The sequence below is a fragment of the Deltaproteobacteria bacterium genome (genome assembly GCA_019308905.1).
Classification (GTDB): domain Bacteria; phylum Desulfobacterota; class BSN033; order WVXP01; family WVXP01; genus JAFDHF01.
In genome coordinates, this window is the sequence record JAFDHF010000105.1 from 1 (window position 1) to 14,396 (window position 14,396).

Consider the following 14,396-nt stretch of genomic DNA (forward strand, 5'->3'; position numbering starts at 1 on the left):
ACCGGTGGAGTGACAAATGTGGGCCTGGCCGTGGCAGGGTCCGAGAGAGTGACCGGAGTCCCGCCTATCTGTTCCCACAGATACGAGGCTATCCCGTCGTCCGAATCCGAGGAGCCCGACCCGTCCAGCACGACTGTCGCCCCTTCGTTCACGGTCTGGTCCGGACCGGCATCGGCCGTGGGAGGCACATTGACCGAGGTGACGTTCACCACACAGGTGTCGGTTCCCCGGAGACCGCCGCGGTCGGCCACGGTCAACCTGAAGGTCAGCGACTCCCCATCAGGCCCGACGTCGGGAGAGGAGAAGGCGGGCCTGGCCGTGGCAGGGTCGGACAGAGTGACCGGAGTCCCGCCTATCTGTTCCCACAGATACGAGGCTATCCCGTCGTCCGAATCCGAGGAGTTCGATCCGTCCAGGGTGACAGTAACCCCTTCCACTACGCTCTGAGTCCCGCATCGGCGGTGGGAGGAGTGTTCATCCAGGAGACATTGACGATACAGGTGTCTGTTCCCTGGAGACCGCCTCTGTCTGTAACAGTCAGCTTGAAAGTAAGAGAGACACCGTCCGGCCCGACATCCGGCGACACGAAGGTGGGCTGGATCCCGCTGGCACCGGAGAGAACCACTCCGGGACCTGATGTCTGTTCCCACAGATACGAGGCTATCCCGTCGTCCGAATCCGAGGAGTTCGATCCGTCCAGGGTGACAGTAACCCCTTCCACTACGCTCTGATCCGGTCCCGCATCGGCGGTGGCCTGTTGGTCGGGTCGCTTCCTGCCAGGTATTCTTCCAGGTTTGTCAGGCCGTCCCCGTCGCTGTCGTCGCCGGCGTCGGAGGCATCACAGGGGTCAAGCCCGTACATGATCTCCCAGCCGTCAGGCATCTGATCAGAATCGGTATCTCCATCTGTGGGGTCGGTACCGGACTGATACTCCACCAGGTTTGTGGCTCCATCTCCGTCACCATCTCCACCTGGCCCGTAGTCCAGGCTACCAAAATAACTCCATTCCCAATCGTCCGGGAGACCGTCGGTATCACTGTCAGAGCCGCTTTCTGGAACAGCCACACCCGAAACCTCGTTTGAATAGCCGCTCTCGTTTCCTGCCGTATCATAGGCGGTCACCGAGACGTAGTAGGTGGCACCAGCCGTCAAGCCCTCCAATCGATAGGTCGTGGTGTCGCCCACATCGACGGAATGGCTGTATGCCCCTGACCCGGAACCATAGTAGACCTGGTAACCGGCCAGATCAGGCTCTGTGTTGGCATTCCAGGCAAGATCCAAATAGGCCGCTTCAGCAGGGGTCATCCACGATAGAACCATCAACACCGTGAGAACCTTTTTCATGACTCCCCCCCCGGAGACCTCCCACTGGGATTGTAAGAACAAGCCACAGCAAGACGGGTGCCGGGAGTGGAGAAAAGGGAAGAAATAACGTGTACCGGATTTTACTGTGATATCAAATACTTGTTATTGAGCGGGACTCCTGCCGGCGGAGCCGCCTCGAGTTCCGCCAGTTCCTCCTTTCAAATAGGGAACCGGGGTAACGGATGTGTAACGGATCAATACTCCTCTCACCTTAAGGCACGAGGGGCGGCTCCGCCGCCCGGGGCCGATTTGGACCATAGCTTCCTTTCTCGTCTGCCTCCTATAAATACCATGGTTCCATTACGGTTTTGGGACTCCTTGCCACGATTCCGTAATTCTGCTGCCTTCTCCAATCACACAATCCTACGTCCCTCAAGGCTTTCCCGGGAAAGGCGGGGTGGCAGATTTCTTGCCTTTCAGGGACTCCGGGGGAAGCGAGAATCCCATCTTGCTAGAAGAGCCTCGGAGGTGTTCCCATGCATCGGATACGAACTCTTTCGGTCTGTTCCTCTCTCTGGGTTCCATTCTTGTCTGCTCTTTTTTCCCTCTTTCTCCTGTCCGGATGGAACGGCTATTGTGCCGATGCCACGCTCACTTGGAATCCGAACACGGAACCCGACCTTGCAGGATACAGGGTATACTACGGCAATGCCACGAGGAACTACACATCGATGGTCGATGTGGCCCACCAAACAACCTGCACTCTTTCCGGTCTTGAAGAGGGCCGCACGTACTATGTCGCGGCGACTGCCTACGATGTCTCCGGAAACGAAAGCGATCTTTCAGAAGAAATCAGCTTTCAAGTTCCCTATGCGAATAGGGCTCCTGTTGCCGGCGACCTCGACCTGACCGCCGTGGAGAACACCACCGTCATGGGCACCCTCAGGGCAACCGACCCGGATGGTGATCCCCTGAATTACCGCCTTGTCGACCCCCCGTCGTTGGGCCAGGCGACTGTCACGGATACAGGGACCGGGACCTTTACCTACACTCCGGATCCGGGCGTCATCGGCCGTGACAGTTTCACTTTCAAGGCCGACGACGGAGAGATGGATTCCAACCTGGCCATCGTATCGGTCACCATCACTCCCGCGGACAGCGACGGCGATGGGATCACCGATGATGAAGAAATCGATACTTACGGCACCGACCCGGACAAGGCCGATACAGACGGAGACGGCGTCAGCGACGGCCAGGAACTGACCGAGTGGGGGGAGAGATGGAATCTCGACGACGACGGTGACGGGATCATCAACCTCCTCGATCCCGATCCAGAGGGCCCCCCACCCGGGCAGGTCAATCTCGCATGGCATGCGAACACCGAGGCCGACCTTGCCGGCTACAGGATCTACTACGGGACCTCCAGCGGCAACTACGACTCTGTGGTGGACGTGGGTAACTGGACAAGCTGCGTGATTGGAGGTCTTGAAGAGGGCCAAACCTACTACTTTGCAGCAACCGCATATGACCGGTGCGGCAATGAAAGCGACTTCTCCCAGGAGGTCTCCTTTCAGGTGGTCGACCCTGAAGGGGATACAGACAGGGACGGCATACCGGATGCGGACGAGACAGACCTCTACGGTACCGACCCAGAGGGCTTTGATACAGACGGCGACGCTATTGGAGACGGGACGGAACTCGCATTCTGGCAGGGTGAATGGCAGGCCGACTACGATCAGGACGGAATCATCAACCTGCTCGATCCCGATGCCGACGGCGACGGTTTTTCAGACGGTCTCGAGCTCAGATGGGGTTTCGATCCGGCAGATCCTGGCTCCAGACCCGAACTTCCCCCCTTGGCAATAGGCCGGGTAGACATAGATCACAACTGGAAACGGGTGGATCTCGCCGAGAACTTTCTCGACCCCGTGGTGATAGCCAAGCCCCTGAGTTTCAACGGCACAGACCCTGCAGTCCTCCGGATTCGCAATATAGACACGAGAGGTTTTGAGATCCGCATCCAGGAATGGGATTATCTGGACGGGCCGCATACCACGGAGAGGGTGAGCTACCTCGTCATGGAGCGGGGTAGCTACACCCTGGCTGACGGCACCCGCTTGGAAGCGGGAAGGTTTGAGACAAGCAAGACCGGTTCTTTTGAGAAGATCGCTTTCACCCGGAGCTTTCAGGTTGTCCCTGTGGTGGTGACGGCGGTTTCCACCTTCGATGAAGCAGACACCGTAGCCGGCCGGGTGCGGGATGTCACTCTGCAGGGTTTTGAATTCTCCATGGAGGAGCAGGAAATCAACCCCCAGGTCCATGGCGTCGAGACCGTCTCCTATATCGCCTGGGAGCCCTGCTGCCTGACGGCAGAAGGGCTGGCCCTTGAGGTAAACAGGACCGACGACACCGTCCGTCATAACTTTTATCCGATCCGGTTCGACCAGGTCTTCAAGGAGGAACCCTTCTTTCTGGCCGACATGCAGACCGCCGACGGAGGCGACTCGGCCAACCTCCGCTGGAGAAATCTCGACCTCTCGGGAGTGGAGGTTCAGGTCGATGAAGAACAATCCCGTGACCGGGAGACTTCCCATACGACCGAGGTGGTGGGCTACATACTGCTTGCCACAGCCGACCCAAGACAGTGACCGTTGAACCCCAACTTTCCAGACCCAGGGGGACGTCCTCCCCCTGAGGAGGTCGTAAGACTGCCGGCTCCCTGGGCAACCAAAGGACGGGAGCGCCCAAATCGGCCGCAGCGCAAATAGCTCGGAGACACTCGCTGTTGACAAAACCTCCCGGCGGTGCTACGAAATAGGAATCCTTACGCCTCCCTTTACCGAGAGGAGAAGGTGAGGGGCGGTCCTGTTATCCCACCAAAAAGAGTCCAGTGAAAAAGAGAGACCAGAGAAAGGAGAAGAGATGAGCGAGAAGGTAATCGAGCTTTTGAACCAGGCCAGGGCCAGAGAACTCACGGCAATCACCCAGTACATGGCGCAGCATTATGAACTTGAGGACAGGGATTTCGGAAAACTCGGATCAAAGATAAAGGAGATCGCGATTCAGGAGATGAAACATGCAGAGGATCTGGCAGAAAGGATCCTCTTTCTCAAAGGGGAGCCCACCAGTAAGCCCGACGCTGCCATCAGAAAGGGCCAGGAGATAGCCGAGATGCTGGCCACAGACGTGGCCCTGGAAAGCCAGGCCATCGCCATGTACAACGAGGCAGCCGTGAAGTGTGCCGAGGAGAGAGACCATATCTCCAAACAGCTTTTTGAAAGGCTCCTGGGAGAAGAGGAAGAGCATCTCAGCGCCTTCGAGAACATCAAGAACCACGTGGACAGGCTCGGTGGGGCCTATCTGGCCAGTCTGGCAGGCGATTAGAAAAACCGGGCTCGAATGGGACCGCAGAACACCCTGGACTGTCCGGGGGCTCTTTCGGTTCGGACCCGCGGTTCATGGGATAGTCGCCACGATCTATCTCTTCCCCAGATAGGCAAGCAGGGCCTCATAGGAAAGGCTGTTGAGAAGGTTCCCTTTTTCGAGCCAGCCTCTGCGGGCGACGGCGAGACCGAAGTCGAGATACTCCATCTGATCGAGGATGTGAGCGTCTGTGCCTATACCCAAAAGAATCCCTCTGTCTTTGGCCGAGCGGCTGTAGATATCGTTTAAATCCAGCCTCTTGGGAAAGGCATTGATCTCCAGGTAGGTCCCCGTTTCTCTGGCCGAATCGAGAAGGCGTTCCACATCGACCTGGTAGGCCTCTCTCTCCCCGAAAACCCTTCCGGTGGGATGGGCGATCCCGTGAACGTAGGGGTTCTCCATTGCCGAGATCAGCCTCCTGGTGATTGTCTCTCTGTCCTGTTTGAAACCGCTGTGAATGGCGGCTATCACGAGATCCAGCTCGGCCAGGATCCCATCAGGGTAGTCGAGGCGGCCGTCTGCCAGAATGTCGACCTCTGTGCCGCAAAGCAACTTGATGTCTCCATTCTCCTCATTCAGGCGCCGCACCTCCTCGATCTTCCGTCTAAGATCGTCCTCGGCCGTCCCGCGGGCAATCTTGAGGGAAGGGGAATGGTCACAGATTCCAACCCACCTGAGTCCCATCTTCCGAGCCTTCTCGACTATCTGGCCCAATGTGGCGGCCCCGTCGCTGTAAGTGGAATGGACGTGCAGATCTCCCTGTATATCAGCCCGCTCAACCAGACGGGGAAGCTTCCCCTGCTGGGCAGCCTCGATCTCGCCTCGATCCTCCCTCAGCTCTGGTGGAATATAGGGGAGATCGACGGCTCTGTACACCTCCTGTTCTTCTCTCCCCCCGATCCATTCGCCCCCTCGAAACACGCCGTACTCGTTGACCTTGAGGCCCTTCCGCACAGCCAAATCTCTTACTCGAATGTTGTGGGCCTTGGATCCTGTGAAGTAACACAGCGCTGCACCGAAGCAGCGCGGTTCAACTACCCTGAGATCGACCTGGATGCCGTCACGGGTTCTAACACTTGACTTTGTCGTACCCTTTGCAAGCACCTCACCCACATGGGGGAGTCTCACAAAGCCCTCCATCACCTTTGCAGGATCAGGCGAAACAACCAGCAGGTCTATGTCACGAATCGTTTCTCTCCGCCTTCGCACACTCCCGGCCACGGTAATCCTTTCCACAGGAGTGGAGTCCAGGAGCTCTCTGATCATCTCCTCGGACAGGGGCGCTGCTCTGCCCAGGGGAATCCTCTCCTGTCCCTTTTTCAGAATCTCAATACCCCTGAGTATGTTCTCTTCCGTCCTTGCCTTGATTCCCGGAAGTCCCTGGAGCTTGTGTTCCCGAGCCATCCTTTCCAGCTCGTCGATATCTTTGATACCCAGTTCCTCGAAGAGCAGCTTGGCCGTCTTGGGCCCCAAACCCGGAACCGAAAGGAAAGCCACCAGACTCGGGGGGATCTCTTTCTTCAGGTCTTCGAGCTGTTTGAGACTCCCTGTTTCGAGGATCTCCCTGATCTTGTTCGCCATATCCTTGCCTATCCCGGGCAGTTTCTCCAACTCGCCCCTCTTCGCCACCTCCTCCATGTCCTGGGCGAAATTCTCGATATTCTGGGCTGCCTTCTGGTACGCCCGGATGCGAAAGGGGTTCTCTCCCTTTATCTCGAAAATCGCCGAAACCTCTCTCAGCATTCTGGCAATTTCCTGGTTTGTCATCGATCCCCCCTGTTAAACCAAACTCTCCGTCATGGCACGCTCCATCGAGACGTGCACAACCCCCGCCGGAAAGGGGAGTCCGAAACGTGCCACATGGCCCGGGACTCCCTTTTGCGAGAAGCGTCACGCCACCTACCAGTTCCTCCTTACCCCCTCGCCCATCAAGACGTCGTAGAGAGGCGGCTGAACCTTGAACCGGTGCATAACCATAAGCTTGTATCGGTCGCTCAACAACGAGAAATAGTCACTGTTTCTCTTCGTGTTGCCTGCAAGAGGCCGACCCGACCTCTCCTCGACAGGATATCTCCTGTCTGCCTCCCGTCCGGCACGTTCCTCGGCCCTGAGTAAGGCCCCGAAGATCTTACGCCGCAAGGACACCACCTTTGGAATGGAAACCGAATAGGCGACGACCTCGGCCAGGGATCGATGAACGTATCTGTGCCGCATGGAGAACATTCTCACTCTGTACCATCTCCCCTCCTTGCCCAAAAGCTCAAAGACATCACCTTTTCGGGCCTTTGCAACGACCGGGAAGGATGTGCTCGGGCCCGCCCGAATATTGACCCTGTTTCCCGTGATTCTGACGTACTTCGCCTGAGCGAGAACGTGGGACGTGACGAACAGGCCCCAAGCCAGAAAGACTATCCATGGAACCGATCGGCGCAGATACATCCTTTCTCCCCTCCCAGCCTACCAGAAAAGAACAAAATCCGTCAATTCCCCCCAGGGATCCCGATCCACCATCTGTCCTGAGTCAGTCCAACTCAGACCATCGGGCTGTTGTGTCACCGCCCCGCTTTGATCGAGGACAAGCCTGCTAAACGAATAGTTGATTCATCGGGTAATGGAAAACCACTTCACCGCCGGAACCTGAAAGCAGAGGGACAAGGGGTGTTCTCTCGGATAAAGAGAAGAGAGCGCAGGGCAGGCGATTCGCAGGGTCTTTTGATCGAAAAGCAAGGAAGCCCCAGGGGCATCCGATGTGGAGTTTCCTGACTTTTGGAGAACACCCTTGCCTCCGAGCGACATTGCGGAAGCGGTGGGGTACCCATCAAGGGTGAGCGGGAAGGGGGAAGGTCGTGTTCGTGAGCCGTGTTCGTGGTTCGTGTTCGTGAGTCGTGATTCGTGTTCGTGATTCGTGTTCGTGATTCGTGGTTCGTGGTTCGTGTTCGTGGGTCGTGAGTCGTGTTCCCGGGGAAGGGGCAGGAATTCCCCACCCGCGAACCTTGATAGGGTCACCGCGTGAGCTCAGGAGCGAGGGGACAAGGGTGTTCTCCTGCCAAGACAGAAAAAGATCGGACGGAGGGGGATGGGGAAAGGGGACGAGCAGAGTCCTGTGGGAGAAAGGCCCCAATCGCCTCCCGTCTTCTTCATGTCGCCCCCGTAAGGATCTGTTGAAAGGAGTCACTACTATGGACATCGCCGACCTTCTGAAGAGGTTCGATAGAATTTCCCTGACTCAACTTCCAACTCCTCTCGACTATGCTGAAAATCTTACCGAGTTACTGGGAGGACCAAGAATCTTCATCAAGAGAGATGATTGTACAGCCCTCGCCTTTGGTGGAAACAAGACGAGAAAACTCGAATTCGTCATGGCAGATGCAATAGGGAAGAAGGCCCAAGTAATGATCACAATAGGCGGGCCCCAATCCAACTGGGCGAGACAGATGGCTTCGGCGGCAAGAAAAGCAGGAATGGACGTGATCTTGGTCTTGGAAGGAGAGAAACCCGACGAGTATCAGGGGAATCTCCTCCTGGATCACATAATGGGCTGCGAGCTGAGATTCGAAAAGATAGATCAGGAGGAGGAGGACAGGGAGATCCTGGGTGAATGTCCCATAACGGGAAGAGTGGCAGAAGAGGTGAAAAAAGAGGGAAGGATCCCGTATGCGGCGCCTCTCGGAGCGGCGACCCCTTTGGGGAATCTGGGCTACATCAACGCAGTCGACGAACTGAAAGAGCAGTTGGACAGGATGGAAGTGGCAGCAGACTACATCGTCCTGGCCACGGGTACCGGTGGGACACAGGCGGGTGTAGAACTCGGTGTCAGATTGCTCGAGTTGGAAACCAAGGTCATCGGGCTCAGCATCAGCAGGCATACGCGAGACAAAGAAGATGAGATAGCGGAGCTGTGCAATAGAACGATGGATTTTCTTGAATTGAAAGACTTCACGGTAGATCGGAAAGAGATAACCGTCAATTATGACTACATCGGTGAGGGATATGCCGTACCTACAAATGAGTGTATAGACGCGATCCGAACCGTAGCCAGGACAGAGGGTATCATACTCGACCCCGTATACACGGGCAAGGCTATGGCTGGCCTTATCGATCTGATAAGAAAGCAGAGATTCACAAGACAGGAGAACGTCGTTTTTATCCACACCGGCGGAGCTACTGCCAATTTTGCCTATAAGGATCTCTTCAGATAGCCAGGGAATCAGCTTCCACTTGGGACTGCCGGTAAGAAGGGAGGTGAAATCAAGGCCACGTGGCTTGGCTAAGACAGCCGTCTTGCGATTTTCGCTGATTTGAAAGGAGGGTATGCCAATGTCTCATAAACCGAAATTCGCAGCTCTCGACCGGCGGACTTTCCTGAAAGGGGTCGTGGCAGCAGGGGCCTCGCTGATGGCCCCCTGGCCCAAGGGAATCGTGGGGGAAGTCTCGGCTGCCAAGAAGAGGGTCGTCTATACCGAGCAGTACGGGGGATTCTGGGAGGAGCACTTCAAGAAAAACATCTTCTCGAAATTCACCGAGAAGACCGGGATAGAGGTGGTCACTGTTCCGGGAGCCGGAAGCAAGATCGCACGGATCGACCAGATGGTCAAGTCCGGTAAGGTTGAACTCGATCTGCTGGCCACAGACGCCTCGGACGTGATCAAGGGCAAGAGACTCGGACTCTGGGAAAAACTCAATGAGACCGACGTGCCCAACCTGAAGAAGGTCATACCGGCCCTGCGGGAGAAGGACGATATGTCGGCTCCCAATATCAGCTACTGGATGATACTCTTTTACAACACCAAGGAGATAAAGGAGAGACCAGACTCCTGGGAGGTGCTCTGGGACCCAAAGTATAAGGGTTGGGTTACGGCTTACAACGATCCCGGCTGGTCCAACATCTTTCCCATTACGGCGGCGACCATGGGGATCACCCAGGAAAAGCTGAAAAAGAAGGCCACCCTCGATAGGGTGTGGAAGAAACTCGACAGGCTCAAGTCCCAGATCAAACGGTGGTGGGCAGGTGGTGCTGATTTCCAGCAGTTGGCCGCGGCAGGAGAGGTCTGGATAGGCGAAGCCTGGAATGGTCGGATCTTCGACTCACAGGACAAGGGCGTCCCCATAGATGCCGTCTGGCCCAAGGAGGGAGGGTACCTGGCCATCGACCACTGGACCATAGTAAGAGGAACACCCCGCAGGCAAGAGGCGATGGCCCTGTTGAATTTTCTCCTCGAGCCGGAAAACCAGAAGATGACCGCCGAAAACCTGTCTTACGGACCCACTACGATCGGCACCGTCGACATGCTGGATGAGAAGACCAGATACCGGGTTTACGGCCCTCCAGGTGCCATCGACAAGGCCATCATCGAGGACTGGGGCTGGTACTTCGAGCGGCAGCAGTATATAGAGACTCGCTGGAAGGAATGGATCGCCCTGTAGTCTTTGAACGTCATTCGTGGAGGCATTCCCTGGCTGATGCCTGCTCCGCGCTGAAGTGGCTTGGCGATCCGAGACCTGAGGGGGCGGGTGTCCCCGGGAATGTCTGATCTTCGTGCTCCGTGGAGGCCGCCGCGGAGTACCAGACGTCGCAGGGGAGGATGGTCGTGGCCTTGCTGGAGGTCGAATCACTGACAAAGCAATTCGGTCCTGTCCTTGCCCTGGATGACGTCTCTCTGGCCATCGAATCAGGCGAATTCGTGACTCTTCTCGGTCCCAGCGGCTGCGGGAAGACGACCTTTCTGAGGATCGTGGCCGGCCTTGAGAAGGCCACCCGGGGAAAGATCTATCTCGACGGCAGGTGTATCAACGACCTCCCACCGAACTACCATGAGATGGGATTGGTGGTTCAGAACTATGCCCTCTTTCCCCACATGACGGTCTTCGAGAATGTCGCCTATGGGCTCCGGATACGGCGGCTGGGAGAGGCCGAGATACGCAAGCGGGTCGAAAAGGCCCTGGAGATGGTCCGCCTCCCGGGCTTTGAACAACGCTACCCCCACCAACTGAGCGGCGGCCAGCAGCAGCGCTGTGCCCTTGCCAGAGCCATAGTGATCAGGCCTCGAGTTCTTCTCTTGGACGAGGCGCTCGGCGCCCTGGACAAGAATCTCCGCGAGGAGATGCAGGTGGAGCTGAAACAACTCCAGCAAGAGCTGGGAGTGACCACCATCCACGTGACCCATGACCAGGAAGAGGCCCTCGGCATGTCCGATCGCATCGTCCTTCTCAACCGGGGCCGGGTGGAACAGTTCGGGGCTCCTGCCGAGCTCTATGAAAACCCGCAGACGGAATTCGTGGCCAATTTCATCGGCGATGCCAACATCTTCGACGCCCGGGTTCTGGGTGCGGGTCCCCGGGGAACGGTGACCGCCCGGAGCGAAGAAGGGCTGACCCTGACCGTGGCCCTGGAAGACGACCGAATCCGGGGCCGAGGCAGAATCCTCGTTGTCGTTCGGCCCGAGCGCGTCTTCATCGAGGAGAACCGGCCCTCCCATGAGACCAACGTCTTTCCGGGAACAATCGAGGCTGTGGTGTATCACGGCAATTCGGCCAAGATCATCCTTCATGCGGCCTGCCGACGGCGTTTACTGGTTCACGAACCCAGCCTTGGGGGGCGGAGCAGAAAGGAACGTCAAAGGGGCCAGTCGGTCTGGGTCACCTGGCCTCCTGAGGCGGCACAGGTAATAAGGGCCTGACTGTGACGGTTTTTCCCGACATCGTTACGAGGAGGCGGCCTCTGCCCGGCATGTGGAGCAGACTTCGCGGCGAGACAAAGGCCTTCCTCCTTCTCTCCCCTTCCCTGCTGATTCTCTGTCTGCTGGGGATCTCACTCGGCCTTCTCCTGGTGTACAGCTTTTTCACCTACCGGCAGGGAGGAGGGATGGTGGCAGAGTTCACCCTTCGAAACTACCTCCAGCTCTTCCAAAAGAGGCTCTACTGGAAGGTGATACTGAACACCGTCGAGTTCAGCGTGGCGACCACCGGCCTGGCTCTGCTTCTGGGGTACCCACTGGCCTACTATCTGAACCGGGCCTCCTCGATCCACCGGACCCTCGGGTTCTTGTTCTTGACGGTCCCCTTATGGACGAGCGTCATTGTGCGGACCTATGGATGGGTCTTCATTCTCGGCCGTCGCGGCATGGTAAACATCCTGCTCGAGTGGCTCGGCTTCGGTCCCACCCCCCTGGACATCTATCCCGGCTTCTGGGCGGTCGTGCTCGCCCTGCTGGAGATCACCCTGCCCCTGACGGTCCTGCCCATCTACACGAGCCTGAAGACGCTCGATCCCGGCCTGGAGGAATCGTCTCTGGTGTTGGGGGCCAGCCCCATTCAAACCTTTGTGCGGGTAGTATTCCCTCTCACTCTCCCGGGCGTCTTCGCAGGGGGGATTCTCACATTCGTGCTGGTCTTGGGCGCCTATGTCACTCCTGTCATCCTCGGCTCGACTAGGGACCTCGTCCTTCCGGTGCTGATCGAAGGTCAGATCACCAGTCTCTACAACGTTCCCTTCGCGGCCACCCTGGCCCTGGTCATGTTGCTTCTCATGTCTCTCATAATCGTTGCCTTTCGCCGGTTCATCCGGCTTGACCAGTTGTTTGGCAGGTAGCTATGGAGCGAAATACCACCGGCCTGTCCCCCGCCAACAGAAGAGCCGCCAGGGCCTTGAAGGCCCTGGGGCCGGTCTTCGCCGGGACGGTGTACCTCTTCCTCCTGGCACCAATAATCATCGTCATCGTCATGTCTTTCAACTCGGCGCTCTATCTCTCCTTTCCTCCAAAGGGTTTCTCGCTCCGGTGGTACGGGAGGTATTTTTCCGACCCCATCTATATCGATTCCTCGCTGAAGAGCCTGCTTGTCGGTGCAGGAGCGGTTCTCTTGAGTACGGTTTTCGGTACCATGGCCGCATACGCTCTCCAGCGGTACCGCCCGCCCATGTATGGGCTGATCAATGCCATGATCTTGTCGCCCCTGCTCCTGCCAGGTGTCGTCATGGGGCTGGCCCTTCTCTATACTCTCTCCACCCTGGGACTGGGCAGGAGCATGATCTCCGTTGTCCTCGGTCATACCCTCTACGTCTTGCCCTTCGTAGTGATAATCGTCTCGTCGGCCCTCCAGGGTTGTGAGCGCCACCTCGAAGAGGTGGCTATGAGCCTGGGCGCCAGCCAGTGGTACGCCTTTCGGACCGTCACCCTGCCGATCATTTTCCCGGGAATAGTCTCGGGCGCCCTCTTCGCCTTTATTCTCTCCCTCGACGAATTCATCATCACCTTTCTCCTGGGCGGGGTCCATGTCATCACCCTGCCGATCAGGATATTCACCAGCCTGAGATTCGCCGTGGATCCGACGATCGCCGCGGTTTCCACCGTCTTTGTCTTTGTCACTACCATACTTTTTGTGGTTGCCACCCGACTGAAAGCCAGGGAACGGCAGACAAAGATTCCCTCTACTGGAAAGGGAGGATTCTGATCGTGCAAGAGGGGACCAGACTCTCATCCGGTGCCAGGAAGCTGGTGCACGCCTGTGCAGGAGTCAAGCCCGGGGAAAAGGTCCTGGTAGTGACCGACACCGGCCGAAGCCTGCAAGTAGCCGATGCGGTCTGTCAGGCCTCTCTCGAAGCAGGCGCTGATCCCGTCAAAATGGTCATGCAGCCAGGTACGCACCCTGGTGCAGAGGTTTCGGACATGGTTGCAGCAGCCATGAAAGAGGCAGACGTCATCTTCGGACTCACCACGAGCAGCCTCTACCACACCAGGGCCAGACTCGAAGCCTGCGCTGCCGGGTCTCGCCTGATAGCGGTCACGGAGTTGACCGAAGAGACCCTTTCAACAGGAGGTATCGAGGCTGACTTCGAGGCTCAACGCCCGGTTGTCCAAGACTTGGCCCGCAAGGTCAGCAGGGCCCAGCAGGTGCGGCTTACTACGCCCGGAGGAACGGATCTCCATGCCCTGACGGGTGGACGGGCTGCCTGTGAGTTCACCGGGATGGCCCACGAAAAGGGTCAGGCCACAGGCGTTCCGGACATCGAGGTGGCTCTGGCCCCCCTGGAGGGCACTACCCGAGGAACCGTGGTTGTCGATGCAAGTGCAACCTATCTCGGTCTGGTGAGGTTCCCTATCCGTATAGTCCTCCTCGACGGACGGGCCGTCGAGATAACAGGGGGTGAGGAGGCTGAACAGCTCCGTGATCTAATCGAGAGGCAGGAGGATTCGAACTGCTGGAACGTGGCCGAGATTGCCGTGGGCCTCAACCCGTGCAGCCGGGTGACTGGCAGAATCATCGAGGACGAAGGCACTCTGGGCACATGCCATGTCGCCCTGGGAAACAACCTGACTCTGGGGGGCAGGAACCGGGCAAGGCTCCACATCGATCTCGTAATGTGGCGGCCTACCCTCTTTGCGGATGGGGTCCCCATCTTCACAGCTGAGCCCTCCCGGGCAGGACCCGACTTCCGGTAACATGGAAAGCCCTGTGCACAGGGGCCCGAGAGGCTGCTCTCAGAGAATTTGAGACACGGGTTTCGAAAAGTCGGGGGGCAATCTTTCGTGGAGTTTCCTGACTTTTGGAGAACACCTTTGCCTCCGAGCGACATTGCGGAAGCGGTGGGGTACCCATCAAGGGTGAGCGGGAAGGGGAAAGCCCCGCCTTTAGAGCGGGGAAGGGGCAGGAATTCCCCACCCGCGAACCTT

Annotated in this window: 13 protein-coding genes; 8 read left to right on the forward strand and 5 right to left on the reverse strand. The window is 57.7% G+C overall.

The genetic code is table 11. From position 1 onward, the window contains the following. The 3 genes from JRJ26_19715 to JRJ26_19725 form a co-directional block, all read right to left on the reverse strand. A partial coding sequence (locus JRJ26_19715; GenBank protein MBW2059720.1) for a hypothetical protein occupies positions 1–437 on the reverse strand: 437 nt, incomplete at its 3' end. Further along, complete coding sequence (locus tag JRJ26_19720; protein ID MBW2059721.1) at positions 437–721, reverse strand: hypothetical protein; 285 nt, start codon at positions 719–721, stop codon at positions 437–439. The genes JRJ26_19720 and JRJ26_19715, both read right to left, overlap by 1 nt. Next, on the reverse strand, positions 721–1,344 hold the full coding sequence (locus JRJ26_19725) for a fibronectin type III domain-containing protein (protein ID MBW2059722.1): 624 nt from the start codon (positions 1,342–1,344) through the stop codon (positions 721–723). Before JRJ26_19725 ends, JRJ26_19720 begins: the two co-directional genes overlap by 1 nt. Positions 1,345–2,036: 692 nt before the next feature. Here JRJ26_19725 and JRJ26_19730 point away from each other — a divergent pair. Together JRJ26_19730 and JRJ26_19735 are read left to right on the forward strand one after the other, a co-directional pair. Next, positions 2,037–3,953 carry a cadherin-like domain-containing protein gene (locus JRJ26_19730; protein MBW2059723.1) on the forward strand — a complete coding sequence of 639 codons (1,917 nt, stop codon included), beginning with the start codon at positions 2,037–2,039 and terminating at the stop codon, positions 3,951–3,953. 217 nt (positions 3,954–4,170) lie between these two features. Beyond that, positions 4,171–4,689 carry a bacterioferritin gene (locus JRJ26_19735; GenBank protein MBW2059724.1) on the forward strand — a complete coding sequence of 173 codons (519 nt, stop codon included), beginning with the start codon at positions 4,171–4,173 and terminating at the stop codon, positions 4,687–4,689. A 93-nt stretch (positions 4,690–4,782) separates the two neighbouring features. Here the strand turns inward: JRJ26_19735 and polX are convergent, their stop codons facing one another. After that, positions 4,783–6,495 (reverse strand): DNA polymerase/3'-5' exonuclease PolX, encoded by a 1,713-nt coding sequence (polX, locus tag JRJ26_19740; GenBank protein MBW2059725.1) that lies wholly within the window; start codon positions 6,493–6,495, stop codon positions 4,783–4,785. Positions 6,496–6,627: 132 nt separating this feature from the next. Continuing rightward, on the reverse strand, positions 6,628–7,167 hold the full coding sequence (locus JRJ26_19745; protein MBW2059726.1) for an SH3 domain-containing protein: 540 nt from the start codon (positions 7,165–7,167) through the stop codon (positions 6,628–6,630). A 740-nt stretch (positions 7,168–7,907) separates the two neighbouring features. On the opposite strand from JRJ26_19745, the gene JRJ26_19750 reads away from it, so the two are divergent. The 6 genes from JRJ26_19750 to JRJ26_19775 all read left to right on the forward strand — a co-directional run bounded on the left by JRJ26_19750 (position 7,908) and on the right by JRJ26_19775 (position 14,165). Further along, positions 7,908–8,927, forward strand: coding sequence for a D-cysteine desulfhydrase family protein (locus JRJ26_19750; GenBank protein ID MBW2059727.1), 1,020 nt, complete (start codon positions 7,908–7,910; stop codon positions 8,925–8,927). 118 nt (positions 8,928–9,045) lie between these two features. Beyond that, positions 9,046–10,152: an ABC transporter substrate-binding protein gene (locus tag JRJ26_19755; protein ID MBW2059728.1), complete on the forward strand. Its 1,107-nt coding sequence runs from the start codon at positions 9,046–9,048 to the stop codon at positions 10,150–10,152. Positions 10,153–10,310: 158 nt separating this feature from the next. Further along, positions 10,311–11,405 (forward strand): ABC transporter ATP-binding protein, encoded by a 1,095-nt coding sequence (locus tag JRJ26_19760; GenBank protein MBW2059729.1) that lies wholly within the window; start codon positions 10,311–10,313, stop codon positions 11,403–11,405. A 2-nt stretch (positions 11,406–11,407) separates the two neighbouring features. Beyond that, positions 11,408–12,316, forward strand: a complete 909-nt coding sequence (locus JRJ26_19765; GenBank protein ID MBW2059730.1) for an ABC transporter permease — start codon at positions 11,408–11,410, stop codon at positions 12,314–12,316. A 2-nt stretch (positions 12,317–12,318) separates the two neighbouring features. Next, positions 12,319–13,176: an ABC transporter permease gene (locus tag JRJ26_19770; GenBank protein MBW2059731.1), complete on the forward strand. Its 858-nt coding sequence runs from the start codon at positions 12,319–12,321 to the stop codon at positions 13,174–13,176. Between the two features lie 2 nt (positions 13,177–13,178). Then, the gene (locus JRJ26_19775; GenBank protein MBW2059732.1) at positions 13,179–14,165 is read left to right on the forward strand and encodes an aminopeptidase; all 987 of its coding nucleotides are present in this window, start codon (positions 13,179–13,181) and stop codon (positions 14,163–14,165) included. The last annotated feature ends 231 nt before the right edge of the window (positions 14,166–14,396 follow it).

Excerpts from the sequence above, each read along its gene's own strand:
- JRJ26_19725 (MBW2059722.1), bottom strand. The coding sequence starts at position 1,344 with ATGAAAAAGGTTCTCACGGTGTTGATGGTTCTATCGTGGATGACCCCT.
- JRJ26_19730 (MBW2059723.1), top strand. The coding sequence starts at position 2,037 with ATGGTCGATGTGGCCCACCAAACAACCTGCACTCTTTCCGGTCTTGAA.
- polX (MBW2059725.1), bottom strand. The coding sequence starts at position 6,495 with ATGACAAACCAGGAAATTGCCAGAATGCTGAGAGAGGTTTCGGCGATT.
- JRJ26_19745 (MBW2059726.1), bottom strand. The coding sequence starts at position 7,167 with ATGTATCTGCGCCGATCGGTTCCATGGATAGTCTTTCTGGCTTGGGGC.
- JRJ26_19750 (MBW2059727.1), top strand. The coding sequence starts at position 7,908 with ATGGACATCGCCGACCTTCTGAAGAGGTTCGATAGAATTTCCCTGACT.
- JRJ26_19755 (MBW2059728.1), top strand. The coding sequence starts at position 9,046 with ATGTCTCATAAACCGAAATTCGCAGCTCTCGACCGGCGGACTTTCCTG.
- JRJ26_19760 (MBW2059729.1), top strand. The coding sequence starts at position 10,311 with ATGGTCGTGGCCTTGCTGGAGGTCGAATCACTGACAAAGCAATTCGGT.
- JRJ26_19770 (MBW2059731.1), top strand. The coding sequence starts at position 12,319 with ATGGAGCGAAATACCACCGGCCTGTCCCCCGCCAACAGAAGAGCCGCC.